This window comes from Psychromonas algarum (assembly GCF_004376845.1).
In the GTDB taxonomy this organism is placed as follows: domain Bacteria; phylum Pseudomonadota; class Gammaproteobacteria; order Enterobacterales; family Psychromonadaceae; genus Psychromonas.
Map to the genome: position 1 here is coordinate 136,409 of NZ_SNUW01000005.1, position 23,591 is coordinate 159,999.

Below are 23,591 nucleotides of genomic sequence, written 5' to 3' on the forward strand. Positions count from 1 at the left end.
ACATAACATAGCAATAATCTGTTTACATCGAGTTTTTATCAATCCATATAAAGCATTTTTTATAAATCGTTTCATCAAACATGTGAGCTATCTAGCAAGCAAGCTAATACAAAATAGTAAAAACGAAAATTTGACCAATACTCAAATGATCAACTAATAAAGGAAGTCTATAGTGCGTTTGATAACAGTCAGTCTCAGTCGACCGGTGACATTAATCTGGTTGTTCTTATATTGTTTAACCTTAGTTTTCAGTGCTCATTGGTTATGGTTATTCAGCTATCAGCAATTGCAAACCTCCAATCAACAACAACTTGACCGCTTTGGTTATCACTTAGATAGTCAGCTTGGGCAGTTTTCCTATATTCCTCAATTATTATCCGGACAAAGTATCATCATAAAAGCACTTTTAACACCACATAATAGTGCTCAACTTGATTTAACAAACCGCCATTTAGAAACGATAAATCAAATTATCGGAGCTTCTGATACTTATCTATTAGATAACATTGGCACAACAATAGCGGCAAGTAATTGGTCTAAAAAAAGTACTTTTATTGGTAATAATTTTGCTTTTCGTCCTTATTTTCAAACCGCTAAAGCAGGATCTAGCGGTCGCCATTTTGCACTTGGTTCAACATCAGGAAAACGAGGATATTATTTTTCATTTCCTATTAAATACGCAGCAGAAGTTATTGGTGTTATTGTGGTAAAAATGGATTTATCCTTGATAGAAAAAGATTGGGCAGCCAAAAAACAACGCTTTTTAGTCACAGATCCTAATAACATCATCTTTATTAGTTCTGATCCGGATTGGCTTTTTAAAAGCCTTTCTCCTTTGACTTCACAGACCCACCAGCAAGTATTAAATAGTCGTCGTTATCTTGATCTCGACATAAAATCCTTAGCAATCACTGGTGATATAAATAAAGCATCCACACTATTAAAAGTGGCGAATAAATATTATTTATCACTGATAAAGACAGGCAATGACAAACAATGGAAAATCCGAGTGTTTGTGCCTATCACTTCAATTCTTTTTAATATTTCAATGCTCATATTATTCATTACATTATTCTATATGTTGCTGTATTTAGTTGCGGTTATCGTTAAACAACATAAGCACAGGCGAGAAGAGCAAATATTAGCAACAGCTAAAGCAAAACAGCAGCTTGAATTCACCGTAATGCAGAGGACATCCGCATTACAAGCAGAAATATTAGAAAGAGAAAAAGCAGAGTCAGCACTTCGAGCAACACAAAAGGAATTGATTCAATCAGCGAAACTCGCTGTATTAGGGCAACTTTCCGCAAGCATTAGCCATGAGTTAAATAACCCATTATCCGCTATTCGTAGTTATGCTGAAAATGCAGTGTTATTTTTAAACAAAAATAAATTGAATGACGTTGAAAATAACCTGATAAGAATTACTTCTTTAACGGTGCGAATGGCAAAAATTAGCGCTCAACTTAAATCATTTGCTCGTAAATCAGATGGTGAATTACAGATAGTATCATTACAACCTATTATCTTAGCGGCACATGAATTACTTAAACCACAATTAAAAGCAAACCAGACAGATTTACTATTACACCTCCCAAACAAGCCAATCAAAGTAAAAGCAGATGCGATACAGTTAGAGCAAATCATCGTCAACTTACTCTCAAACGCTCTACAATCAATGCAAAACAGTCAACATAAGTTAATAGAAATAAAACTAAGCATCGAATCGAAACATGCATTTATAAAAGTATTAGATAGCGGAACAGGCATTCAAGAAAAGTATTTAAGTATGCTATTTGAACCTTTCTTTACTACCAAAGAAACGGGATTAGGTTTAGGTCTTTCTATCTCACAACAAATAATACAAAACATGCAAGGCACACTATCAGCAACTAATCGACAAAGTGGAGGAGCAGAGTTCACTATTAGCCTTCCATTACTTCCTATCACGGACAACGAGAATAATAGAGGCAATCAATGAGTACAGTATTTTTTATTGATGATGAAATAGACATGTGCATCGCTAATCAGCAAACCTTTGCATTAGCAGATATTGACGCGCAGTTTTTTACCGATGCTGAATCTGCTTTAATCGCAATGAAGGATGATCTCCCCCTTGTTATTATTTCTGATATTAGATTACCCGGCATCTCAGGTGAACAATTATTAAACTCATTACAAAAGCAAGATGCAGATTTACCTGTAATACTGATCACTGGACACGGTGATATTTCAATGGCAGTACAAGCAATTAGAAATGGTGCCTATGATTTTATAGAAAAGCCCTTTTCTTCCGAACGACTGATTGAAATTACGCGTAAAGCACTTGAAAAACATAAACTCACTCTAGAAAACCGAGCGCTTAAAAAAGCATTACAAAGCAAAGAGATACTCGGGCCACGAATTATAGGTAATACTCCGAGTATAGTGATGTTAAAGCAGATGATTAGTCGTGTTGCAGATAGCCATGCAGATATTTTGTTATTCGGAGAAACTGGCACAGGTAAGGAGCTTGTAGCAAGATCATTACATGAACAAAGCCAACGCAGGTCAAATAATTTTGTCGCTGTGAATTGTGGTGCTGTACCAGAAAACTTAATCGAAAGTGAGTTATATGGTCATGAAAAAGGTGCATTTACTGGTGCTGATTCACAACGCATAGGTAAGTTTGAATATGCACAAGGAGGCACTTTATTTCTTGATGAAATTGAGTCCATGCCAATGCAGGCTCAAGTACGCTTATTAAGAGTATTACAAGAGCGTAATTTAGAACGTGTTGGTTCAAACAAAGTCATTAATTTAGATATACGGATTATCGCTGCAACTAAAATTGATTTAAAAGAAGCGCCTAATTTTAGACAAGATTTATACTACCGATTAAACATGCTCACATTAGACTTACCTCCTTTGCGACAACGTAAAGAAGATATTGCTTTGTTATTCCACCATTTTTTACTGGTGACCGCATCTCGTTATGGGAAAGCAGCACCAGCATTACCGGCAACTTCATTACAAGCCTTATTAACACATGACTGGCCTGGTAATGTCCGAGAACTGAGAAATGCTGCAGAGCGTTTTATTTTGTTAGGGTCATTATCCGATCTTAATGATGTAAACCAAGAACGTAATATGGGATTAAGCTTATCGCAGCAAGTTGAAGCATTTGAAAAAACCTTAATAGAGCAAGCATTAACAACAAATAGCGGATGCATTAAAGATACAATGCAAGCCCTTAATTTACCGCGTAAAACGCTATACGATAAAATGCAAAAATATGGCATAGATAAACAAAACTTTAAAATAGATGAAAGCTAATACTCAGAAACAAAAATGCCGACTTTTACATCGGCATTGTATTTTCAGTGAACATTTATTTTGTAATCATTTCAGGCCCCATCATGAGCGTTGGTAACCAAGTTGATACCCAAGGTACATAAGTAACAATAATCAAAAATAGGAACATCACCCCTACTAAAGGTAATGATGCTTTCACCACTTTCATCATGGATAACTTAGCAACACCAGCAGTAACAAATAAGTTTAATCCAACGGGCGGAGTGATCATGCCTATTTCCATGTTCACCACCATCATGATACCAAGATGAATGGGATCAATACCTAATGCAATAGCAATCGGGAAAACTAATGGCGCAACAATAATCAACAGACCGGAAGGTTCCATAAACTGCCCCCCGATAAGAAGCAACACATTAACAATAATAAGGAACTCTATTGGACCTAGACCAGCAGACAACATCGATTCTGTGATCATTTGTGGAATACGTTCTTCCGTCAATACATGTTTTAGAATTAATGCATTAGCAACAATAAACATTAACATGATAGTTAACTTACCCGCTTCAAACAGCGTTTTACGTGTATCTTCATGGCAAAACACATGCATGGCTTTATACCAATAAGCTTTAGCTTTTTTCTCTGCAGGCTCTTTATCTGCAAGTGGTCCCATATCTTTATAAACAAAATTTGATATAACAAAAGCATAAACCGCCGCAACAGCTGCTGCTTCCGTTGGCGTAAACACACCACCGTAAATACCACCAAGAATGATCACAATAAGCAATAATCCCCAACCTGCATCTTTAGCTGAATTAAATACCTCCCCCCAACCAACAAAAGGTTGTGCAGGAATATTTTTGTAACGTGCATAAATATAAATAGCAATCATCAGCATTAAACCAGCTAACAACCCTGGTATGACACCACCTAAAAACATGCGCCCTACTGATACATCGGTTGCAGCAGCATACACAACCATAACAATTGAAGGTGGAATAAGAATGCCTAATGTACCTGCGTTACAAATAACACCAGCAGCAAATTCTTTGGTATAACCATTTTTAACCATACCGGCAATCACGATACCACCTATGGCAACCACAGTAGCGGGCGATGATCCGGATAATGCAGCAAACATCATACAAGCAACAACCGACGCCATTGCTAAACCACCACGTAATGAACCAACCAGCGCAATAGCAAAACGTATGATTCGTTTAGCCACTCCACCTGTTGCCATAAAACTAGAGGCTAATATAAAGAATGGGATCGCTAATAAGGTATAGTGACCCGTGAAAGAATTAAGTAATGTCTGTGCAATAGACGCTAAGGAAGCATCAGAATGCATTAATAGGAATGCAATACTTGATACACCTAGTGAAACTGCAATTGGAACACCGATTGTCATCAGAGCCACAACCATTACAAACAGCAATAACATAGCCATTAGTTAGTCTCCTTTTTTACGCTTGATAGCTGCTCACTTTGTTTATCTATTTGCTCTTTAGCAGAATCCTCAACATCGTGTAATTCATCTAACTGTTCTTCAGCTTCATGACTAGCAATCATACGGTCTAACTTATTGGTCGCAATTAACCAAGCTATCTGAATAAACCTCAATGTTAATAAAGCCATACCTAAAGGAAGTGCAAAATAAGGGATAAAACGAGGAAGCCTTTCGTATCGTTCACCTTCATTAAACCAAGTTGAAAGAAACTGTAATATATCTGGCATAGGGATATCTTCTGTTTCATACCAAGCACGATCAGTAATAAAAGGAAGCCAATAATTCCAAGAGCCAATTAATAAAGAGATAGAAAAAAATAAACAGCAAGCAACAGCCAACAATGCAAAGGTTTTTTTAAGACCAACAGGCGCAATGTTAATGACCACATCTACACCGATATGGAAATGTTTTTTTACACCATAGGATGCACCAACCAATACCATCCACGCAAACATAAACACAGTTAACTCAACGGCCCATAATATATTGTCGTTAAAAACATAACGAACGATTACGTTACCAAAAGTCAGTAATGTCATTAGCCCTAAAAAAGCGGCGATGAGTGTTTCTTCAGCATAATCAGTAAATTTACCTATACGCGTAAAAGACCTTGCTATCATTCCTTTTTCCATCAGCTTTGTGCTCCTATATATAACGTAAAGATAAAGAACCACTGCATAACACAGTGGTTCATAACTGAAATCTATGGATTATTAGCAGCTTGAGCTGCTTCAATTAGATCACTACCTATATCTTTTTCAAACTTTTTCCAAACAGGTTTAAGTGCAGTAACCCAAGCTTGGCGCTGCTCTGGCGTTAACGTGCGCACTATACCGCCTGCTTTGATGATATTTTGTTTGTTCTCTTCATTCACTTTAGTTGATTCGGCATTTCGTGTTTCAGTGACTTCTTTTAAAATGCCAGCTAATTGAGTACGCACATCATCAGGCAACCCTTTCCACCATTCACCTGACGTCACCACTAAATAATCCAAAATACCGTGATTGGTTTCTGTTACACCATCCTGTACTTCAAAGAATTTCTTACCGTAAGTATTTGACCAAGTGTTTTCTTGACCATCGATAACTTTAGTTTGTAGTCCGCCATATACTTCTTTAAATGACATTTTTTGAGGATTTGCACCAAGTTGTTCAAACTGAGCAACTAATACATCAGATGCTTGCACACGGAATTTCAAACCTTTTGCATCAGTTGGTAATAACAAAGGTTTATTCGCAGACATCTGTTTCATACCGTTATGCCAAAATTCTAATCCTTGTAATCCTCGACGATTCATCGCATTTTTTAGCTTGTCACCCGATTCAGAGTTTTGGAATCGATCCACTGCTGCAACATCATTGAATAAAAATGGCAGATCAAAAATACGGTATTTTTTGGTTATTTTTTCAAACTTCGATAATGAAGGAGCCGCTAGTTGAACATCCCCATTTAATAATGCTTCTAACACTTGGTTATCATCGTATAGTGTTGAATTAGGGAAAACTTGCATACAGGCTTTACCGTTCATTTCCGTATTAACTCGTTGCTCTAATAATGAAGCTGCAATACCTTTGGGATGCTTATCAGCATTGGTTACATGACTAAATTTGATCACTATTTCACCAGGATCACAGTTAGCATAAGCATTAACACTAGTAAAAGCAGCGGCTGTACATAAAGAAAGAAAAGTTAGTTTTTTTAACATTTTAAGCTCCTATATCCATATTGGTACGCAAGATATGCGCATATTTAACTTTGTTTTTTTTCATTAACCACAACAGTAAATTTCGCAGTCGACGCTTTATTATTGCAAGCGCTGAGCCAACAAATACAAAGCATTTAAAATCAAGTAGTTAAATAAAAATAGTGCAAGCAAAGGGAGTTAATAATGAGGTTGTGGGGGGAAATCCCCCCAAAGAAAATGAATCAATGAGTCAATAATGACCATTATATGTAAGAAGATAATAAGCAATAAATGAATACCAACAACGACAGAGAAGCAATAATATATTTCTACTGTGAATACAAACGTTTAGCTTTCAATAATGCACCAAATACGATGGAGCTGAAGGCATCTGCTACATCAATTTTTATCATAGGGTAGCGATCTTTAAGTGCTTTTTGTACTAATGGAGATAAACCCATCCCCCCCGTTAAATAAATAACCTCAGGCATACGCTTAGCTTGTGTAGTCGCTTCATCAATCATAACAAACATTTTATCAAGCCAATTTGCCATGGTTTCGGCTACTTGCTTACGCTGAATATCCAGACTTAATGTGTTTTCAATAAATGGCATCGCTAATTGGGTCTGTAATTGATCACTTAAGTTGATCTTTGCCAGTTCAATCGCATGCATTAATTGATGTGTTAATCTTTGCTTCTGAACTCGTTGTAAGCGCATCAAAGCTAACGGATCTTCACTTTCAAAAATATACTCAGTTATTGCTTTATGACGAGCAGGAGAATAAAAATCACTCATTAGTGGAATATTATCAATATCATAAACCCCGGAAAACAACATATTAGGGATAGCACGACCTTTTTCCGTACGTCCTCCTCGTCCAAACAAAGGTGATACAAGTGCACTTGCTAATAATTTGTCACACACTATTCCACCTTGCCTAATACCTTTTGTTGCATAAATATCAGACGTACGTTCTAACTTTTCAGCATTTTCTTGGCTTAATGAACAAAAAGTAACATCTGATGTGCCGCCACCTAAATCCACCACCATGGCATCTGTTGCTTTTTCAATACCTTGTTCAAAGTGATACGCGGCAGCAAGAGGTTCATGGATAAACTCAACCTCGGTAAAACCAACTTTATGAGCAGCACGTAACATCAATGCTTCTGCTTGCTTATTACCTAGCTCACCCATAGTCGAATGGTAATTAACTGGACGAGCGATAACAGCTTTAGTAATAGTGACTTGTAATTGCTTCTCAGCACATTGTTTAAGATAAGATAAAAACCTCACCACTAGAATTTCAAAACTATCTAACAAGCGTTTAGGTATTTTTGCACCTAAAAAGTTTTTCGGACTATTAACATAGCGTCCTTCATGGGGTGTTAACAGAAAAGCATTAAACCCTTTTTCTCCAAATAAGATTTCTCCTGCAGCGAGCATCTCATTTAATGTTTGTTCATTTGCAGTTGCATCATGACTATCAGCACCTGATTCATCGTGGGCTAAATAGATAGCTGAACGAATTTTATAAGGGTTGTCACTATTTTCATCTACAACAATTAAGGTGGGTTGGTTATTCACTAATGCAGCAACAGCACAATTACTTGTACCAAAATCAATACCAATAAAATCAGTCGGCATGAAACGTCCTAGTCAGGCAAAAAATAAAGGACGGCATCCTACCTTATATCAGCAGTAAATTATAGCTTGAATAACACTTAGCCAAACACAGAGGATCAATCAAAAATACTTTAATAATAAATATTTATTTACAGCCCCCTTTAAAGATGTAAAATAAATGCATCTTTTAAATTAATGGTGTTGATATGCATATTACTCGTTACACAGATTACTCGTTACGTATTCTGATTTATTTAGCAATTAATAAACAGCAACTCACTACGATCAACGACATTGCAGTCAGTTACAACATATCAAAAAACCATTTAATGAAAATTGTGCAGCAACTAAATCAACAAGGTTACATTATTGCAACACGTGGTAAGAATGGTGGCATCAGATTAAACCACCCTACTAATGAAATAAATATTGGTGAGTTAGTCAGACAAGTAGAAGATAAAAACAAACTGGTTGAATGTTTTGGTGAAGATAATCAATGTGTGATCACCCCAAGTTGTCAGCTAAAAAATATATTTGCACAAGCCCAAGAAAGTTTCTTTAAAACTTTAGATTCATACACACTACAAGACCTATTAGGTCAAGAACAACAAAATACATTAACTGACTTACTTGCAATTAAAGTCTTATAAAAATAGAGAAATGGTGAAACATGCTTAATATTTCAGATCCAAATCAAAGCACGACAGAGAAAAAGCCACTGGCATTTTTAGACTTCGCTTTCCGCCCTTTCTTTTTATTTGCTGCAATATTCAGTATTTTCAGCTTATTAATTTGGGATGGCATTTTAACAGGTAATGTCACTATGAATTTATATGGTGGCAGTATGTGGTGGCATATTCACGAAATGCTATTTGCTTTTGCAGCGACTATCATTGTTGGATTTTTACTCACTGCCGTACAAAACTGGAGTGGTATCCGCAGCTTACATGGCGCAGGCTTAGGCGCTTTAGTTATAATATGGTTACTCGCTCGTATTGCTTTTTTCTTCCCTGAGCAATTACCACGCACATTAATTGCTGCATTAGATATCTCTTTTTTGCCATTAGCAGCTATTGCATTAGCTATCCCTATTATCAAAGCAAAATTATGGCGTAATTTAATGTTCCTTCCCATTCTATTAATAATGGCGATTACAAATGCAGTTATGCATTGTAGTGCTGCAACTTATAACATGTTGTTAATGTTACAAGGTGCGACCTTTATGGTGTTATTAATTACACTTGTTATGTGCATTATGGGTGGACGTGTATTCCCAATGTTTACAGCGAATGGAACAAAAACCCCTCGAGTGGTTGCCAACCCATTATTAGAAAAATTATCATTGATCAGCATTATTCTTGCTGTCATTGCTGGCGCAAAATTTGTAGAAATCCCATCAGCTGTTACAGCAACTTTATTTATAACAGCAAGTATTATTCATGCTATTAGAGTTTTCCGTTGGAAGTTTTCTGTCACGCTAAAAACACCACTAGTTTGGTCTTTACATATTAGTTACTGGTGTATTGCGGTTGGTTTATTAATGTTTGGATTATCTGAAATTACCAATGTAGTTAGCCAATCACAAGCTATTCACAGTCTAACTGTTGGTGCGATGGGAACCATGATCCTAAGTATGATTGCTCGTGTTTCTTTAGGGCATACAGGACGAATGATTGTAGTTGGCAAAACCATGACAATTGCTTTTGCAGCAATAATCTTAGCCTTTGTTGTACGTGTATTTGGTATCTATTTTATTGATACATATAGCTATGTGTTAACAACTTCCGTTGTGCTTTGGATCATTGGCTTTGCTAGCTTTATTATTATTTATGTACCTATTTTGTTTAAACCTAGAATCAATTAAAAACAATCTAAAATTATAAAGGTTAAAAATACACCTTAAGTGTTTTACTTACTTAATATTAACTAAATTTGGAGAAGTATATGAGTTGTTGTGGTGGATGTGGCGGTACTGGTCACGATGAAGAGAAAAAGAAAGTAGACGAAGAACAGAAAAAGAATAAATAAACTTTTTGTTTAAATCAAAAACCAGTCCTTATTGAAGTGACTGGTTTTTTATATATTTAACAAAGACATTGATTAATGCCCTTCTGCAGTGCAACTTGCTTATTATTATCCTGACTTGGTGCAATATTTTTACCTTAACTTTATTAATGCATGACAACAAATTACATAAGCCACTGATTTAAATGAAATTTTAAAAGTTGGCATCGCTTGTGCTATAACATTGATGAATAATGGATTAAGTTAAGGCTCAAAGGAATGACAATTAGCGTGAGATCATCAAATAAAAAAATAGAAATGCATAACACATTGTCTATCTTGCTTATTGAAGATCAGCAACTAAATAACTCAATATTAAAATCAGCTTTAATCACTGAGCATCATCATATTCTCAATGATAATGATAGTTCATTAACATTAGCTGAAAAATGCATGCAATATCATCCTGACATCTTAATCATTAACACAAATATTCCTACTCAAGATACATTAAAAGAACTGGCAATCATTGATCAACTCGCACCTTTGCCAGTGCTTATTTATGCAAAACAAGAAACACAATCATTAATTAAATTATCAATTAAAGCGGGAGTCAGTGCTTATATTGTGAATAAGGATCACAGCGAACGATTAGTAAATTTAATCACACTTGCTTGTGAAAGATTTAAACAACGACAATCACTTCGTGATGAACTTAATCAAACAAAAACACAATTGGCAAATAGAAAGATCGTTGAACGAGCTAAAGGTTACATCATGCAACATAAAAGCTTAAGCGAACAAGAAGCATTCAACCTACTAAGGCAAGCTGCAATGAATAAGGGTCAGACATTAGCGATTGTTTCTAAAAATATTGCTGATACTTATGATTTATTAAATTGATGAGTAAAAAGTTTATTACCAAGTACCACTAACCCAAATAGAACATTATCTTTCATCAACGGCGATGCAAAGATAACACTAAAATTCAAGCAACGACGCTTGATATTTTAATAGAGCAACGACGCTCATTACGCTTCTTATTTAAAGAAACGTAATGAGCGTTTTTTTTTGAAAAATTTTTATCTCGTTATTTTTAATACTAAAAAGGAACCTAGTAATGAATTGGATCACCCCCTTCAAAACAGCAACAAAAAATGTTGCCATTAGTATCGCAATATCAGCAAGCATGCTCTCTTTTACACAGGCCGAAAAGCTAGGAGAACCAGAAAAAGAAGAATTAAAATTTGGATTTATTAAATTAACCGATATGGCTCCCATTGCCATTGCCTACGAGAATGGCTATTTCGAAGATGAAGGCTTATATGTCACAGTTGAAGCGCAAGCAAACTGGAAAGTTCTACTTGATGGTCTAATTGATGGACGTTTAGACGGTGCACATATGTTAGCGGGTCAACCCATTGCAGCAACCATGGGTTTTGGTACAAAAGCACATATCATTACGCCTTTTTCCATGGACTTAAATGGTAATGCAATAACCGTTTCTAATGAAATTTGGAAACAAATGAAACCAAATATCCCTAAACAAGCTGATGGCTGGCCTGTACATCCAATTAAAGCAGATGCACTAAAACCGGTTGTTGAATCTTACAAAAAACAGGGAAAACCATTTAATATGGGAATGGTATTCCCTGTATCAACACATAACTATGAATTAAGATATTGGTTAGCTGCTGGTGGTATCCACCCAGGATTTTATGCACCTCATAAAGGAGATACTAGTGGTCACCTTGATGCCGATGCAATTTTATCTGTAACACCTCCTCCACAAATGCCTTCAACATTAGAAGCAGGTACTATTTATGGTTACAGCGTAGGTGAACCATGGAATCAACAAGCAGTATTTAAAGGCATTGGTGTACCTGTTGTAACCGATTATGAGATTTGGAAAAATAACCCAGAGAAAGTATTTGGTTTAACTGCTGAGTTTGCAGAAAAATATCCAAATACAACAATTCGTTTAACACGTGCATTGATCCGAGCAGCAATGTGGTTAGATGAAAACGATAATAAAAACCGTCCTGCCGCAGTAAAAATTCTATCCCAATCAAACTATGTAGGTGCTGATTACGAAGTAATTGCAAATAGTATGACCGGGACTTTTGAATATGAAAAAGGTGATAAACGTTCTGTTCCTGATTTCAATGTGTTTTTCCGATACAACGCAACCTACCCGTACTACTCAGATGCAATTTGGTATTTAACACAAATGCGTCGTTGGGGACAAATTTCAGAAGAAAAATCAGATGATTGGTACAAAGACTTAGCTAAAAAAGTATATCGTCCTGATATCTACCAACAAGCAGCACAATCTTTGATCGATGAGAAGCTAGCCGATGCCAAAGACTTCCCTGACTTTGCAACCGAAAAAGGTTTTAGAGCCCCACAAACACACTTTATCGATGACTTAGTCTATGACGGTAATACACCTAATGCTTATATCAACTCCTTCAAAATTGGTCTTAAAAAAGATGAAAAACTGTAAATATAAAGTAATCAATTATAGTAACCCGGCAGTTTAACGTTAAACCACCTAGTGCCTAATGATATTAGTTAGGCACTAAAAAAATAGTGTTCAACAAGGATCAGTTCTAATGACAATATCTACATTAACGAATAAATTCACACTATCAGAAACTTCATTTTCTAGTGTTTTAGAAATGCTAAAAAGTCTCATAAAATCAGCATGTAAGGTACTCGTATTACCTTTTCTCGGTATTATGTTGTTTTTATTACTTTGGAATATTGCAGCTAAAAACATACAAACCTCATTAGGAGAATTCCCTGGGCCAAGTGCCGTTTATGAACAATTTGAAACACTTTATGATGAGCATATTGTTGAAAGAGAAAAAGCAGAAAAATTTTATCAAAGACAAGAAGTCAGAAACGCTAAGCGCTTAGCACAAGATCCTACTTATGATGCAAAAATTAGAGATTACACTGGTAAAGCAACTTTCTTTGATCAAATTTTAACCAGTTTAATCACAGTGACTTGTGGTTTTTTATTAGCTGCTATCATCGCCATTCCATTAGGCATTGCAATGGGATTAAGTAAAAACTTAAATTCGGCTATCAATCCTATCATACAAATCTTCAAACCGGTTTCTCCGCTTGCCTGGTTACCCTTAGTTACCATAGTCGTTAGTGCATTATATGTTTCTGATGATCCATTGGTCTCAAAATCATTTATCAACTCATTACTGACGGTGACTTTATGTAGTTTATGGCCAATGGTGATCAATACATCAATTGGTGTGTCATCACTAGAGCAAGACTTAAAAAATGTAAGCCGCGTTTTACGCTTACCCGTTCACAAACACATTCAAAAAATTGTTTTACCTGCTTCTGTACCGATGATCTTTACTGGCATGCGCTTATCATTTGGTGTCGCATGGATGGTATTAATTGCAGCTGAAATGCTTGCACAAAACCCTGGTCTTGGAAAATTTGTTTGGGATGAATTTCAAAACGGAAGTTCAGACTCTTTAGCACGCATTATGGCAGCCGTTTTAGTTATTGGTTTTATTGGTTTCTTACTTGATAGAGGCATGTTGCAACTACAGCGCATTGCATCTTGGGATAAGTCAGCAACAACGGTTTAAGCATTATAAATTTAATAAAATTGAGGATACTAACATGAGCACATTACTTGATATTAGCCATATTGATATGGTTTTCCCAACCCCTTCTGGTGATTTCACCGCATTAAAAGGTGTTGATTTACAAATTAAAAAAGGTGAATTTGTATCATTAATCGGACATTCTGGTTGTGGTAAATCAACTGTATTAAATGTTGTTGCTGGTCTTTATAAAGCAAGTCGAGGAGGCGTTATTTTAAGCGGTAAAGAAGTCTCTGAACCAGGCCCTGAACGTGCAGTTGTTTTTCAAAATCATTCATTACTTCCTTGGTTAACTGCTTATCAGAATGTAGAACTCGCTGTTGAACAAGTCTTTGGTAAAAAAATGAGTAAAGCAGAAAAAAAAGACTGGATAGAACATAACTTAAAATTAGTACATATGGATCATGCAATGCATAAACGTCCAAATGAAATTTCAGGCGGAATGAAACAGCGTGTAGGTATTGCACGAGCATTAGCAATGCAACCAGAAGTGCTATTAATGGATGAACCTTTTGGGGCATTAGATGCATTAACACGAGCACATATGCAAGATTCATTAATGGAAATTCAAAACGAACTAAACAATACCGTTATTATGATCACACATGATGTAGATGAAGCTGTATTGTTATCAGATAGAATTGTCATGATGACAAATGGTCCTAGTGCAACCATAGGTGAAATATTAGAAGTTAATTTAGAACGTCCTCGTGATCGATTAAGTTTATCAAAAGACGCAAACTACAATCGTTTGCGTTCTGATGTATTAACATTTTTATATGAGAAACAAAGAAAAGTGGAAAACATTGCTAATAAAACAGTGGCAAAAGAGTCAAATGTTAAAACAGCTTAAACAATCAAAAAAGTACAGTGGCACCACGACATCTCGCATCAAGATGCCTATTATTGGGGGCTTTTGCTCCCAATAACGAATTTAACGAACATAAAATGCAATTGAAATAAAGTGACTTAATGACCCCATTAAAACAAACAAATGCCATATACCATGAGCATGTTTTAACTTATTAAAATCATCTAGAATATAAAAAATGATCCCTACCGTATAAGCAATACCACCAATCGTTAACCAAGTAATACCAGCACCAGGAATAGCAATTTGCAATGCAGAATATTTAAAAATACATATCCAGCCCATGGCTAAATAGATAATAATTTGCAACCATTCAATACGTTTAGTGACCAGTACGTCGATAATCAGGCCAATAACAGCTAACCCCCATACCAAGGCTAACATCATCATGCCGCCGTTATCTTTTAAAGAGAGCAGCATATAAGGTGTATAAGTACCTGCTATTAAGAGGTAAATAGACACATGATCTAATTCTTGGAATACTTTTTTCAAATGAGGTAATTGAAAACTATGGTAAAGCACAGACATGGTGTACAAGGTAATTAAGGTTATTCCAAACACACTAAAACCAACAATAATGCGCCAATGATATTCTTGAAAAGCAATAGTTAATAACACACCAAATCCAATGAGTGCCAACACTGCTCCAACTAAATGCGTGATGCTGTTAAATTTCTCACCATAATACATAATATTTCTTAAATTTTTACTAAGGTACATACAGAGTAAGGTTATACATGGCACACTACAACTTATTAAAATAAAAACAGTTGAGGGCAAGCATGCAAAAAAATACATTTTATCCAATCGGATTATTTGGTGTTCCGTGGCAAGAAGCTGAAAAACAGCAATGGTTAGATGGCGCTGTTAAAGCACGTTATTATCAAGATGATGTTGTCACTCAATTAAAAGATCTTGCTGAACGTTTTGATCTTATTCAATATGGTGCACTCACCATTGACCCTAGTAGTTATCCTTTATACGCATTAAAAAGTAAATCATGGGACATTAACAAACCCATCGTTTTAATCACAGGTGGTGTACATGGCTATGAAACAAGTGGAGTACATGGTGCACTGCAATTTATGCATGAAGTAGCAGAAGATTATACAAATCATTTTAATATTGTTGCACTACCTTGCGTAAGCCCTTGGGGTTATGAACATATCGTTCGTTGGAACCCTTATGCTGTTGATCCTAATCGCTCATTTGTAGAAGCAAGTCCAAGTCAAGAAGCAGCTAATGCGATGTGTTTTGTTGCTGAACTTGAAGGAGAAGTGATCTTACATATCGACTTGCACGAAACAACCGACTCTGATGAAAGCGAATTTAGACCCGCATTAGCTGCTCGTAATGGTGAAGACTTCATTGCAGATAGTATTCCAGATGGGTTCTATCTAGTAGGAGATTCTGAGAATAAACAAGCCGCTTTTCAAGCTTCTATAATTGATTCCGTTAAACAGGTGACTCATATCGCCCCAGCAGATAACAATGGCGACATTATAGGCTCTAAAGTGGAAGGTGAAGGAATTATATATTACCCAGTAAAAGAGCTAGGTTTATGTGCAGGCATGACCAACGCAGCATACACCACTACAACAGAGGTTTACCCAGATAGTAAGCAAGTTAATGATCAAGATTGTAATCGTGCGCAGGTCGCAGCAATTAAAGCAGCAATCGACTTTATATTGTTACAAAGCAATGATTAAAGTTCATTTATAAAAGCTATTGATTTCCAGTGGCGTTAGATAACGCCACTTTCCAGCTGCAACATCTAATTTAACATCACCAATTTGTTCTCTATGTAATTTTACAACACGGTTTCCAACAGCGGAAAACATACGTTTAACTTGATGAAACTTCCCTTCGGTTAATGTTAGCAACACTTCTTTTGAATTAATAACCTCGATAAAAGCCGGCAAGGTTAAATTCGCTTCACCTTGTAATTGAATGCCTTCAGCAAAGCGTTTAACAATATCCTGCGTAATAACTTTTGATAAATTAACACGATATATTTTCGAACAATTATTTGTTGGCAACGTAATGTTAAATGTCCATCTACCATCATCGGTGATTAAAATTAATCCTGTTGTATCAACATCCAAGCGACCTGCTATATGTAATTCAGAAACATGTTCTATATCATTATTAAGCTTTAAAAGGTTGAGTGCTGAAGGATAAACTTCATCAATATTAGAACAAATGGTGTGTGCAGGTTTATGCATTAACAAATATCGAAATGGTCTTGTCTTCAACAAACGTCCTTCTAAAGTCACATGGTTATTCTCATGAACTTGAAAGGCACAATCAGTGATCAATATGTTATTGACTAAGATTTTTTCTGCTTGAATAACAACAATTACTTGTTGCTTGTTTAGCGTTGTACTTTTAGCAATAAATTTATCTAAACGCATCGGCTTTTACACAACCTATAAACCTGTAACATTTAACTTGCCTTGTAAATAAAACACAGCAAAACCAGAAACTAATATTCGCTCCCCTAATACCTCACAATATAACTTTCCGGCACGTTTTGATGCTTGCAAAGCGATTAGTTTTTCTTTACCTAGAATACTTGCCCAATAAGGTGTTAACCCCGCATGAATAGAGCCTGTAACGGGATCTTCCCCACCACCATTTGTAGGCCAAAAGTAACGAGAAACAAAATCATGCAAACCATCACCACCTCTTGCTGTCACCACTAAGTCATATGGAGCTAGCTGTTTAAGTTTTGCACTGTCATATTCGATGGCTAATACTTCATCTTGCGATTCTAATACAGCAAAATAAGCTTGCCGATTTTTTAATATTTGTTGTGGTTTAATGGATAATCCGTCAATCAGGGCTTGCGGACATTGCTCAATTAATTCAGGCTGTTGATTTGGAAAACTCATTTGAATACGACCATCAGATAACTGCACAGCACTTACATTCCCAACGGCTAAAGTAACAAATTCAATTTCATTTTTAACATCAAAATAGTTAAATAAAACAAATGAACTGGCTAAGGTTGCATGACCACAAAAGTCAATTTCAGTTAACGGTGAAAACCATCTTATTTCATATTTATTATCACTACGTGGTTTAATAAAAGCCGTTTCAGATAGGTTATTCTCAGCCGCAATATGTTGCATTAATTGATCAGGGATCCATTCTTTTAAAGGGATCACAGCAGCAGAGTTACCTTTAAATTGTGATTCAGTAAAAGCATCAACAACAAATATAGTTAATTCCACAACGTGCCCCTCTATTTAAATGGTTAATTAATTAGTTAACAACTGAGCGTATTAACCACGATAATAACTTTGCGCAACAAAAGGCATTTTTTCTACTGTCATGGCTAGTTTTTTACCACGTACTTCAGCAAATATCTCAGTACCAATAACGGCATTAACAGTAGTAACATAAGCCATTGCAACAGGAATACCAATTGATGGTCCAAAAGTCCCACTTGTTACAATACCAACTTCATTATCATTAGCATCAAACAATTTAACCCCTTGTCGAACAGGTGCTTTAGTTTTACCAATTAAACCAACTCGTTTACGAGAAATGTTTTTTGTCGCTATTTGCTCAAGAATTAAATTACTTCCCGGAAATCCACCAGCACGTACTCCATCTGCACGACGAGCTTTACTAATGCCCCATAATAAACTGGCTTCAACGGGTGTTGTTGTTTCGTCTAAGTCATGCCCATATAAACATAAACCACACTCTAAACGTAAAGAGTCACGCGCGCCTAGTCCAATCCACTCAACTTCATCGGCAGACAATAGTTCACGTGCTAATTGCTCTGCTTGTGCTGCAGGTACGGAAATTTCAAAACCATCTTCACCCGTATAACCAGAACGGCTCACATAACATTCAACACCTACCAGTTGCATTTTTTCTGCATCCATAAAGACCATATTATTAACACTTGGATTAAGTGCCGCTAATACAGAAACAGCTTTAGGGCCTTGTATTGCTAATAAAGCTCTGTCTTCAATAAGTTCTAATTCAATATCTGCAGGTAAATTTGCAGTTAAATGTGCAATATCTTGTGCTTTACAAGCAGCATTCACGACAACAAATAAATGATCACCAAAATTAGTCACCATCAGGTCATCACTAATACCACCTTGTTCATTGGTAAAAAATGCATAACGTTGCTTACCATTAGGCAAGTCCAGAATATCAACAGGCACTAACGCTTCTAATGCTTGGGCTGCATTTTCTCCTTTTAAGCGTAATTGCCCCATATGAGAAACATCAAACAATCCTGCTGACTGACGACAATGTAAATGTTCCTTTTTTACACCCAATGCATATTGCACAGGCATATCATATCCAGCAAAAGGTACCATTTTCCCACCCATTTCAATATGTAATGCATGTAGTGGTGTAACATGTAATTGTTCTGACATCTGTGTTTACTCCATAAACTAAGTGACAAACGCATTGCTACGTTTATTAAAATTTTTAAAAATGGTTATGATGCTGTTACCCATATAATGGTTGCATCTTGTTCACTAACGGAAACTAACATGTGTCCCATGTTCGCATCGTAATATACTGAGTCGCCTTCTTGTAAATTCACAGGCTCATAATATTCAGAGAAAAATGTTATTTCACCACTAAGGACTAATAAAAACTCTTCCCCGTCATGACGGATCCAGTCTGCATAAGCATCAAAATCACGCGCACGAATTGTTGATTTAAATGGCATCATCTTTTTATTAACTAGTTGTGTTGCTAATAATTCATGTTCATAAGTAGAGGTGGGATGCACTTTACCCATTTCATTGCGCGTAATATCTCGGCGCCCTGTTGTATTCACTTGTTTAGGAGCTGCAAATAACTGTGGTATATCTATCTGTAGTCCATTTGTTAGTTTTTGCATTGCCTGAAACGTAGGTGATATCTGCTCATTTTCAATTTTTGATAACGTTGAGCGTGCAAGCCCTGTTTTTTGACTCGCTTCTTCTAACGTTAATCCAAGCGTTTTTCGGATCTCTTTTAAACGCTCACCTAATTTAATTGGCTCTATTTTTTGTGCATGCTGATCTGTTGAAATCGTCATTGAAGGGTAAATATCTTGTTGATGCTGATCAGTCATTGCTGCTCTCCTATTAATAATGACTATATTAACCTGCCAAAATAAAAGCGCACATTAAAATAACGATCTAGATCACACTGCGAAAATAAAGTTTCCTTTTGGAAACTTTTGTTCACTTTTGGGTAAAGAACTCCTTATAATGTGAAAACTTGTTATTGATTTAGAGATTATTAACTGCTTTCATCTAACAAACGAGTACAAGCATGTGAGTTATGCAATTTTTCAATAGTAAAAATCTATTATTGGAAACATAACTCATGAAATAGTAAATAATAGAATAAATAAGTATTAAGCCATCTTGGGTTATTACTAACATCGTCAGCATTGATTAGTTAAGGAATTATTATGGAAAGCGCATTAAAGTTCACAGAGACACATGAATGGGTATTAGATAATGGTGACGGTACCATCACTATGGGAATCTCAAACCAAGCACAACAGTTATTAGGTGACGTAGTTTTTGTTGATTTACCAGATGTGGGTGATGAAACTGAAGCAGGAGAAGCATTCTCTTTAGTTGAATCTGTAAAAGCAGCATCAGATTTGTATGCGCCAGTTACAGGTGAAGTGGTTGAAATTAATGATGAATTAGAAGGTAGCCCAGAGCTAATCAACGAATCACCTTACTCTGCTGGCTGGATTGTTAAAATTAAACTAACCGATGCTAGTGAGTTAGATAATTTAACATCAAGTGAAGATTATCACGCGGCAAATGAAGAATAAGCGTTCATTTAGTGATGTTTAAACTAACAAAGAATACTTAAGGCGATTTCATAGGAACTCGCCTTTCTTTTATCAACTGTAGAATAGCTGTTTATTAAAAGAAACATGATGCAAACACAATTGATTTAATTACCTTTTTGTAACCTGTTACTGTTTAGGAAAAATATGACAACTCATACATTGCTCGATTTATTAAGTGACCAACAAGAATTTGCAACACGTCACAATGGTCCCAACCAAGCTCAACAACAAATCATGTTAGACACAATTGGGGTCACTAGTTTAGATCAACTGATCAATCAAACAGTCCCAGCTGCTATTCGTCTCCCTCACAAAATGACACTCGCTGAGCCACAAAGTGAATCTGATATGTTGGCTTCATTAAAAGAGATTGCAGAAAAAAATGTGGTGAACCGTAGTTTTATTGGTCAAGGTTATTACAACACACTTACCCCTAACGTAGTGTTACGAAACGTGTTAGAAAATCCAGGTTGGTACACTGCTTACACTCCATATCAACCAGAGATCTCACAAGGTCGTTTAGAATCATTATTAAACTACCAACAAATGATCATGGATTTAACGGCTATGGAATTAGCAAATGCTTCTTTATTAGATGAAGCAACCGCAGCCGCAGAATCAATGACATTATGTAAGCGCGCGAGTAAAAGCAAAAGTAATGCCTTTTTTGTTAGCGACCAATTACACCCACAAACCATTGACGTTATACGCACACGTGCTGAATACATTGGTTATGACATTATCACTGGTAATATTGACGAGTTAGATCAGCACGATGTGTTTGCTGCCATTTTACAATACCCAAGTACAACAGGTCATGTTGAAGACTTAACAGAAATAATTGCACAAGCTCACGCTAAAAAAACACTAGTAACAGTCGCATGTGATTTATTAGCATTAACTGTCTTAAAAGCACCAGGTGAAATGGGCGCTGATGTTGTAATCGGTAGTGCACAACGTTTTGGTGTTCCAATGGGATTTGGTGGACCACATGCAGGTTTCATGGCAACACGTGATAAATTTAAACGTACTATGCCTGGTCGTGTTATCGGCGTTTCGAAAGACAGTAAAGGTAAACAAGCTTTACGTATGGCTATGCAAACTCGCGAGCAACATATTCGTCGTGAAAAAGCGACATCTAACATTTGTACCGCACAAGCATTGTTAGCGAATATGTCAGCATTTTATGCCTTATATCACGGACCAGAAGGATTACGTAAAATTGGTCGTCGTGTACATCATTTTACAGCCATCCTAGCTGCCGGTTTACAAAGTGAAGGTATTGAATTAGATAACAGCGCTTTCTTTGATACGTTAACGCTTAACACAAACGAACACAGCAAAGCGATTTACCATCGTGCATTAGCTGAAGGTATGAATCTCCGCAAGTTCCCAACTGCTGACAATATTCCAGTTCAGCTAGGTGTTAGTTTAGATGAAACAACCACAGCTAAAGATGTGGAAGATCTATTATTAGCGATCACAGGTAAAGCTTTAACTGTTGCTGAACTTAGTGAGCAAATTGCTAAAGATGAATTTGCAGCCATTCCTGAAACTTGTCGTCGTACTTCTAGCTATTTAACTCATCCAGTATTTAATGAACATCATAGTGAAACGCAGATGATGCGTTACATGAAAAAACTAGAAAACAAAGATTATTCATTAACCCACGGTATGATCCCACTAGGTAGTTGTACTATGAAGTTAAATGCGGCCGCTGAAATGTTACCAGTGACCTGGCCTGAATTTGGTCAAATGCACCCTTTTGCACCTACTGAGCAAAGTTTTGGTTACCAAGAATTAGCTGAAAAACTAACCAGTATGTTATGTGAAATCACTGGATATGATGGGTTTTCATTGCAACCTAATTCTGGTGCGCAAGGTGAATATGCAGGTTTAATCGCCATTCAGCGTTATCATCAACATAATGGAGAAGGACATCGGAATGTATGTTTGATCCCAAGCTCTGCACACGGAACCAACCCAGCATCAGCTTCGATGGTTTCTATGAAAGTCGTCGTCGTGGGTTGTGATGCTTTAGGTAATATCGATCATGCAGATCTAAAAGAAAAAATCGAAAAACATAGAGAGAACCTGTCTTGTATCATGATCACTTACCCTTCTACACACGGGGTATATGAAGAAGCAATCCAAGAAGTATGTCAATGGGTACATGAAGCTGGTGGTCAAGTATATCTAGATGGCGCTAACATGAATGCACAAGTAGGATTAACTAGCCCAGGGTTTATTGGCTCCGATGTTTCACACCTTAACTTACATAAAACCTTCTGTATTCCACATGGTGGTGGCGGTCCGGGTATGGGGCCAATTGGTGTTAAATCACACCTGATCCCATTCTTACCAGGACATATTGAAGTGACTGAATCAGCAGATAATAAACATTATGCTGTTTCAGCAGCCGAGCTAGGATCAGCTTCTATCTTACCTATTTCATATGCTTACATTGCAATGATGGGTGAGCAAGGTTTAACTGAAGCAACTAAATTAGCTATTTTAAACGCTAACTATGTAATGGAACGTTTACGACCTCACTATCCTGTTTTATATATTGGGAAAGAGGGTCGTGTAGCTCATGAATGTATTATTGATATTCGTCCACTTGAAGCAACCTCAGGTATCTCTGGTGAAGATATTGCGAAGCGTTTAATGGACTATGGTTTCCATGCGCCAACAATGTCATTTCCTGTGGCAGGTACATTAATGATTGAACCGACTGAGTCTGAAGATATTGGTGAATTAGATCGTTTCTGTGATGCGATGATTGCAATTCGTCATGAAGTTAAAAAAGTTGAATCGGGCGAATGGACATTACAAGATAACCCATTGGTCAATGCTCCACATACGCAAGTAGACTTAATGGAAACAGAATGGACACATGCTTATTCTCGTGAACTAGCCTGCTTCCCTACTGAATTCAGTAAAGGTGCTAAATACTGGCCAACTGTGAATCGTGTAGATAACGTATTTGGGGATCGTAATTTAGTTTGTTCATGCCCAAGTATTGAAAACTATATAGAAGATTAAATAAAAGATTAATGTATAAAAAACAAAAGAGACAAACCTTGGTTTGTCTCTTTTTTATTAAATAGATTTTAGTCT

20 protein-coding genes are annotated in these 23,591 nt (G+C 36.4%); 11 read left to right on the plus strand and 9 right to left on the minus strand.

The annotated features are described in order from the left end of the window. The first annotated feature begins 172 nt into the window (after positions 1–172). Positions 173–1,981, plus strand: coding sequence for a sensor histidine kinase (locus E2R68_RS05835; RefSeq protein WP_243834614.1), 1,809 nt, complete (start codon positions 173–175; stop codon positions 1,979–1,981). Continuing rightward, positions 1,978–3,315 (plus strand): sigma-54-dependent transcriptional regulator, encoded by a 1,338-nt coding sequence (locus E2R68_RS05840; protein ID WP_134276562.1) that lies wholly within the window; start codon positions 1,978–1,980, stop codon positions 3,313–3,315. Before E2R68_RS05835 ends, E2R68_RS05840 begins: the two co-directional genes overlap by 4 nt. A gap of 55 nt (positions 3,316–3,370) precedes the next feature. On the opposite strand, the gene E2R68_RS05845 is transcribed toward E2R68_RS05840, so the two are convergent. The 4 genes from E2R68_RS05845 to E2R68_RS05860 all read right to left on the minus strand — a co-directional run bounded on the left by E2R68_RS05845 (position 3,371) and on the right by E2R68_RS05860 (position 8,134). Further along, a complete protein-coding gene (locus E2R68_RS05845) occupies positions 3,371–4,744 on the minus strand; it encodes a TRAP transporter large permease (protein WP_134276563.1) in 1,374 nt (457 codons plus the stop codon). After that, complete coding sequence (locus E2R68_RS05850) at positions 4,744–5,436, minus strand: TRAP transporter small permease (RefSeq protein ID WP_208380131.1); 693 nt, start codon at positions 5,434–5,436, stop codon at positions 4,744–4,746. The genes E2R68_RS05845 and E2R68_RS05850 overlap by 1 nt, the downstream gene beginning before the upstream one ends. A 71-nt stretch (positions 5,437–5,507) precedes the next feature. After that, a complete protein-coding gene (locus E2R68_RS05855) occupies positions 5,508–6,509 on the minus strand; it encodes a TRAP transporter substrate-binding protein (RefSeq protein ID WP_134276564.1) in 1,002 nt (333 codons plus the stop codon). A 308-nt stretch (positions 6,510–6,817) separates the two neighbouring features. Further along, on the minus strand, positions 6,818–8,134 hold the full coding sequence (locus E2R68_RS05860) for an Hsp70 family protein (RefSeq protein ID WP_134276565.1): 1,317 nt from the start codon (positions 8,132–8,134) through the stop codon (positions 6,818–6,820). Between the two features lie 185 nt (positions 8,135–8,319). Between E2R68_RS05860 and E2R68_RS05865 the strand changes: the two genes are divergently transcribed. The 6 genes from E2R68_RS05865 to E2R68_RS05890 all read left to right on the plus strand — a co-directional run bounded on the left by E2R68_RS05865 (position 8,320) and on the right by E2R68_RS05890 (position 14,611). After that, positions 8,320–8,763 (plus strand): RrF2 family transcriptional regulator, encoded by a 444-nt coding sequence (locus E2R68_RS05865; protein ID WP_134276566.1) that lies wholly within the window; start codon positions 8,320–8,322, stop codon positions 8,761–8,763. Between the two features lie 20 nt (positions 8,764–8,783). Continuing rightward, the gene (locus tag E2R68_RS05870; protein WP_134276567.1) at positions 8,784–9,977 is read left to right on the plus strand and encodes an NnrS family protein; all 1,194 of its coding nucleotides are present in this window, start codon (positions 8,784–8,786) and stop codon (positions 9,975–9,977) included. A 419-nt stretch (positions 9,978–10,396) separates the two neighbouring features. After that, positions 10,397–11,020, plus strand: coding sequence for an ANTAR domain-containing response regulator (locus E2R68_RS05875; protein ID WP_134276568.1), 624 nt, complete (start codon positions 10,397–10,399; stop codon positions 11,018–11,020). A 286-nt stretch (positions 11,021–11,306) separates the two neighbouring features. Further along, positions 11,307–12,623, plus strand: coding sequence for a CmpA/NrtA family ABC transporter substrate-binding protein (locus E2R68_RS05880; RefSeq protein WP_445177080.1), 1,317 nt, complete (start codon positions 11,307–11,309; stop codon positions 12,621–12,623). 175 nt (positions 12,624–12,798) lie between these two features. Beyond that, positions 12,799–13,740, plus strand: coding sequence for an ABC transporter permease (locus tag E2R68_RS05885; protein ID WP_134276682.1), 942 nt, complete (start codon positions 12,799–12,801; stop codon positions 13,738–13,740). A 34-nt stretch (positions 13,741–13,774) separates the two neighbouring features. After that, on the plus strand, positions 13,775–14,611 hold the full coding sequence (locus E2R68_RS05890; protein ID WP_134276570.1) for an ABC transporter ATP-binding protein: 837 nt from the start codon (positions 13,775–13,777) through the stop codon (positions 14,609–14,611). A gap of 81 nt (positions 14,612–14,692) precedes the next feature. Here the strand turns inward: E2R68_RS05890 and trhA are convergent, their stop codons facing one another. Further along, positions 14,693–15,319 carry a PAQR family membrane homeostasis protein TrhA gene (gene trhA / locus E2R68_RS05895; RefSeq protein WP_134276571.1) on the minus strand — a complete coding sequence of 209 codons (627 nt, stop codon included), beginning with the start codon at positions 15,317–15,319 and terminating at the stop codon, positions 14,693–14,695. Between the two features lie 92 nt (positions 15,320–15,411). Between trhA and E2R68_RS05900 the strand changes: the two genes are divergently transcribed. After that, positions 15,412–16,338 carry a M14 family metallopeptidase gene (locus E2R68_RS05900; protein ID WP_134276572.1) on the plus strand — a complete coding sequence of 309 codons (927 nt, stop codon included), beginning with the start codon at positions 15,412–15,414 and terminating at the stop codon, positions 16,336–16,338. Between the two features lie 3 nt (positions 16,339–16,341). On the opposite strand, the gene E2R68_RS05905 is transcribed toward E2R68_RS05900, so the two are convergent. The 4 genes from E2R68_RS05905 to E2R68_RS05920 all read right to left on the minus strand — a co-directional run bounded on the left by E2R68_RS05905 (position 16,342) and on the right by E2R68_RS05920 (position 19,727). Then, on the minus strand, positions 16,342–17,043 hold the full coding sequence (locus tag E2R68_RS05905; protein WP_134276573.1) for a pseudouridine synthase: 702 nt from the start codon (positions 17,041–17,043) through the stop codon (positions 16,342–16,344). Positions 17,044–17,058: 15 nt separating this feature from the next. Beyond that, positions 17,059–17,865, minus strand: coding sequence for a PhzF family phenazine biosynthesis protein (locus E2R68_RS05910; protein WP_134276574.1), 807 nt, complete (start codon positions 17,863–17,865; stop codon positions 17,059–17,061). A 51-nt stretch (positions 17,866–17,916) separates the two neighbouring features. Then, positions 17,917–19,035 (minus strand): glycine cleavage system aminomethyltransferase GcvT, encoded by a 1,119-nt coding sequence (gene gcvT / locus E2R68_RS05915; protein WP_134276575.1) that lies wholly within the window; start codon positions 19,033–19,035, stop codon positions 17,917–17,919. A gap of 65 nt (positions 19,036–19,100) precedes the next feature. Continuing rightward, positions 19,101–19,727, minus strand: a complete 627-nt coding sequence (locus E2R68_RS05920) for a helix-turn-helix domain-containing protein (protein WP_134276576.1) — start codon at positions 19,725–19,727, stop codon at positions 19,101–19,103. Positions 19,728–20,072: 345 nt separating this feature from the next. Between E2R68_RS05920 and gcvH the strand changes: the two genes are divergently transcribed. Together gcvH and gcvP are read left to right on the plus strand one after the other, a co-directional pair. Further along, complete coding sequence (gene gcvH, locus E2R68_RS05925; RefSeq protein WP_134276577.1) at positions 20,073–20,450, plus strand: glycine cleavage system protein GcvH; 378 nt, start codon at positions 20,073–20,075, stop codon at positions 20,448–20,450. Between the two features lie 165 nt (positions 20,451–20,615). Further along, on the plus strand, positions 20,616–23,516 hold the full coding sequence (gene gcvP, locus E2R68_RS05930; protein WP_134276578.1) for an aminomethyl-transferring glycine dehydrogenase: 2,901 nt from the start codon (positions 20,616–20,618) through the stop codon (positions 23,514–23,516). Positions 23,517–23,591 lie beyond the last annotated feature (75 nt).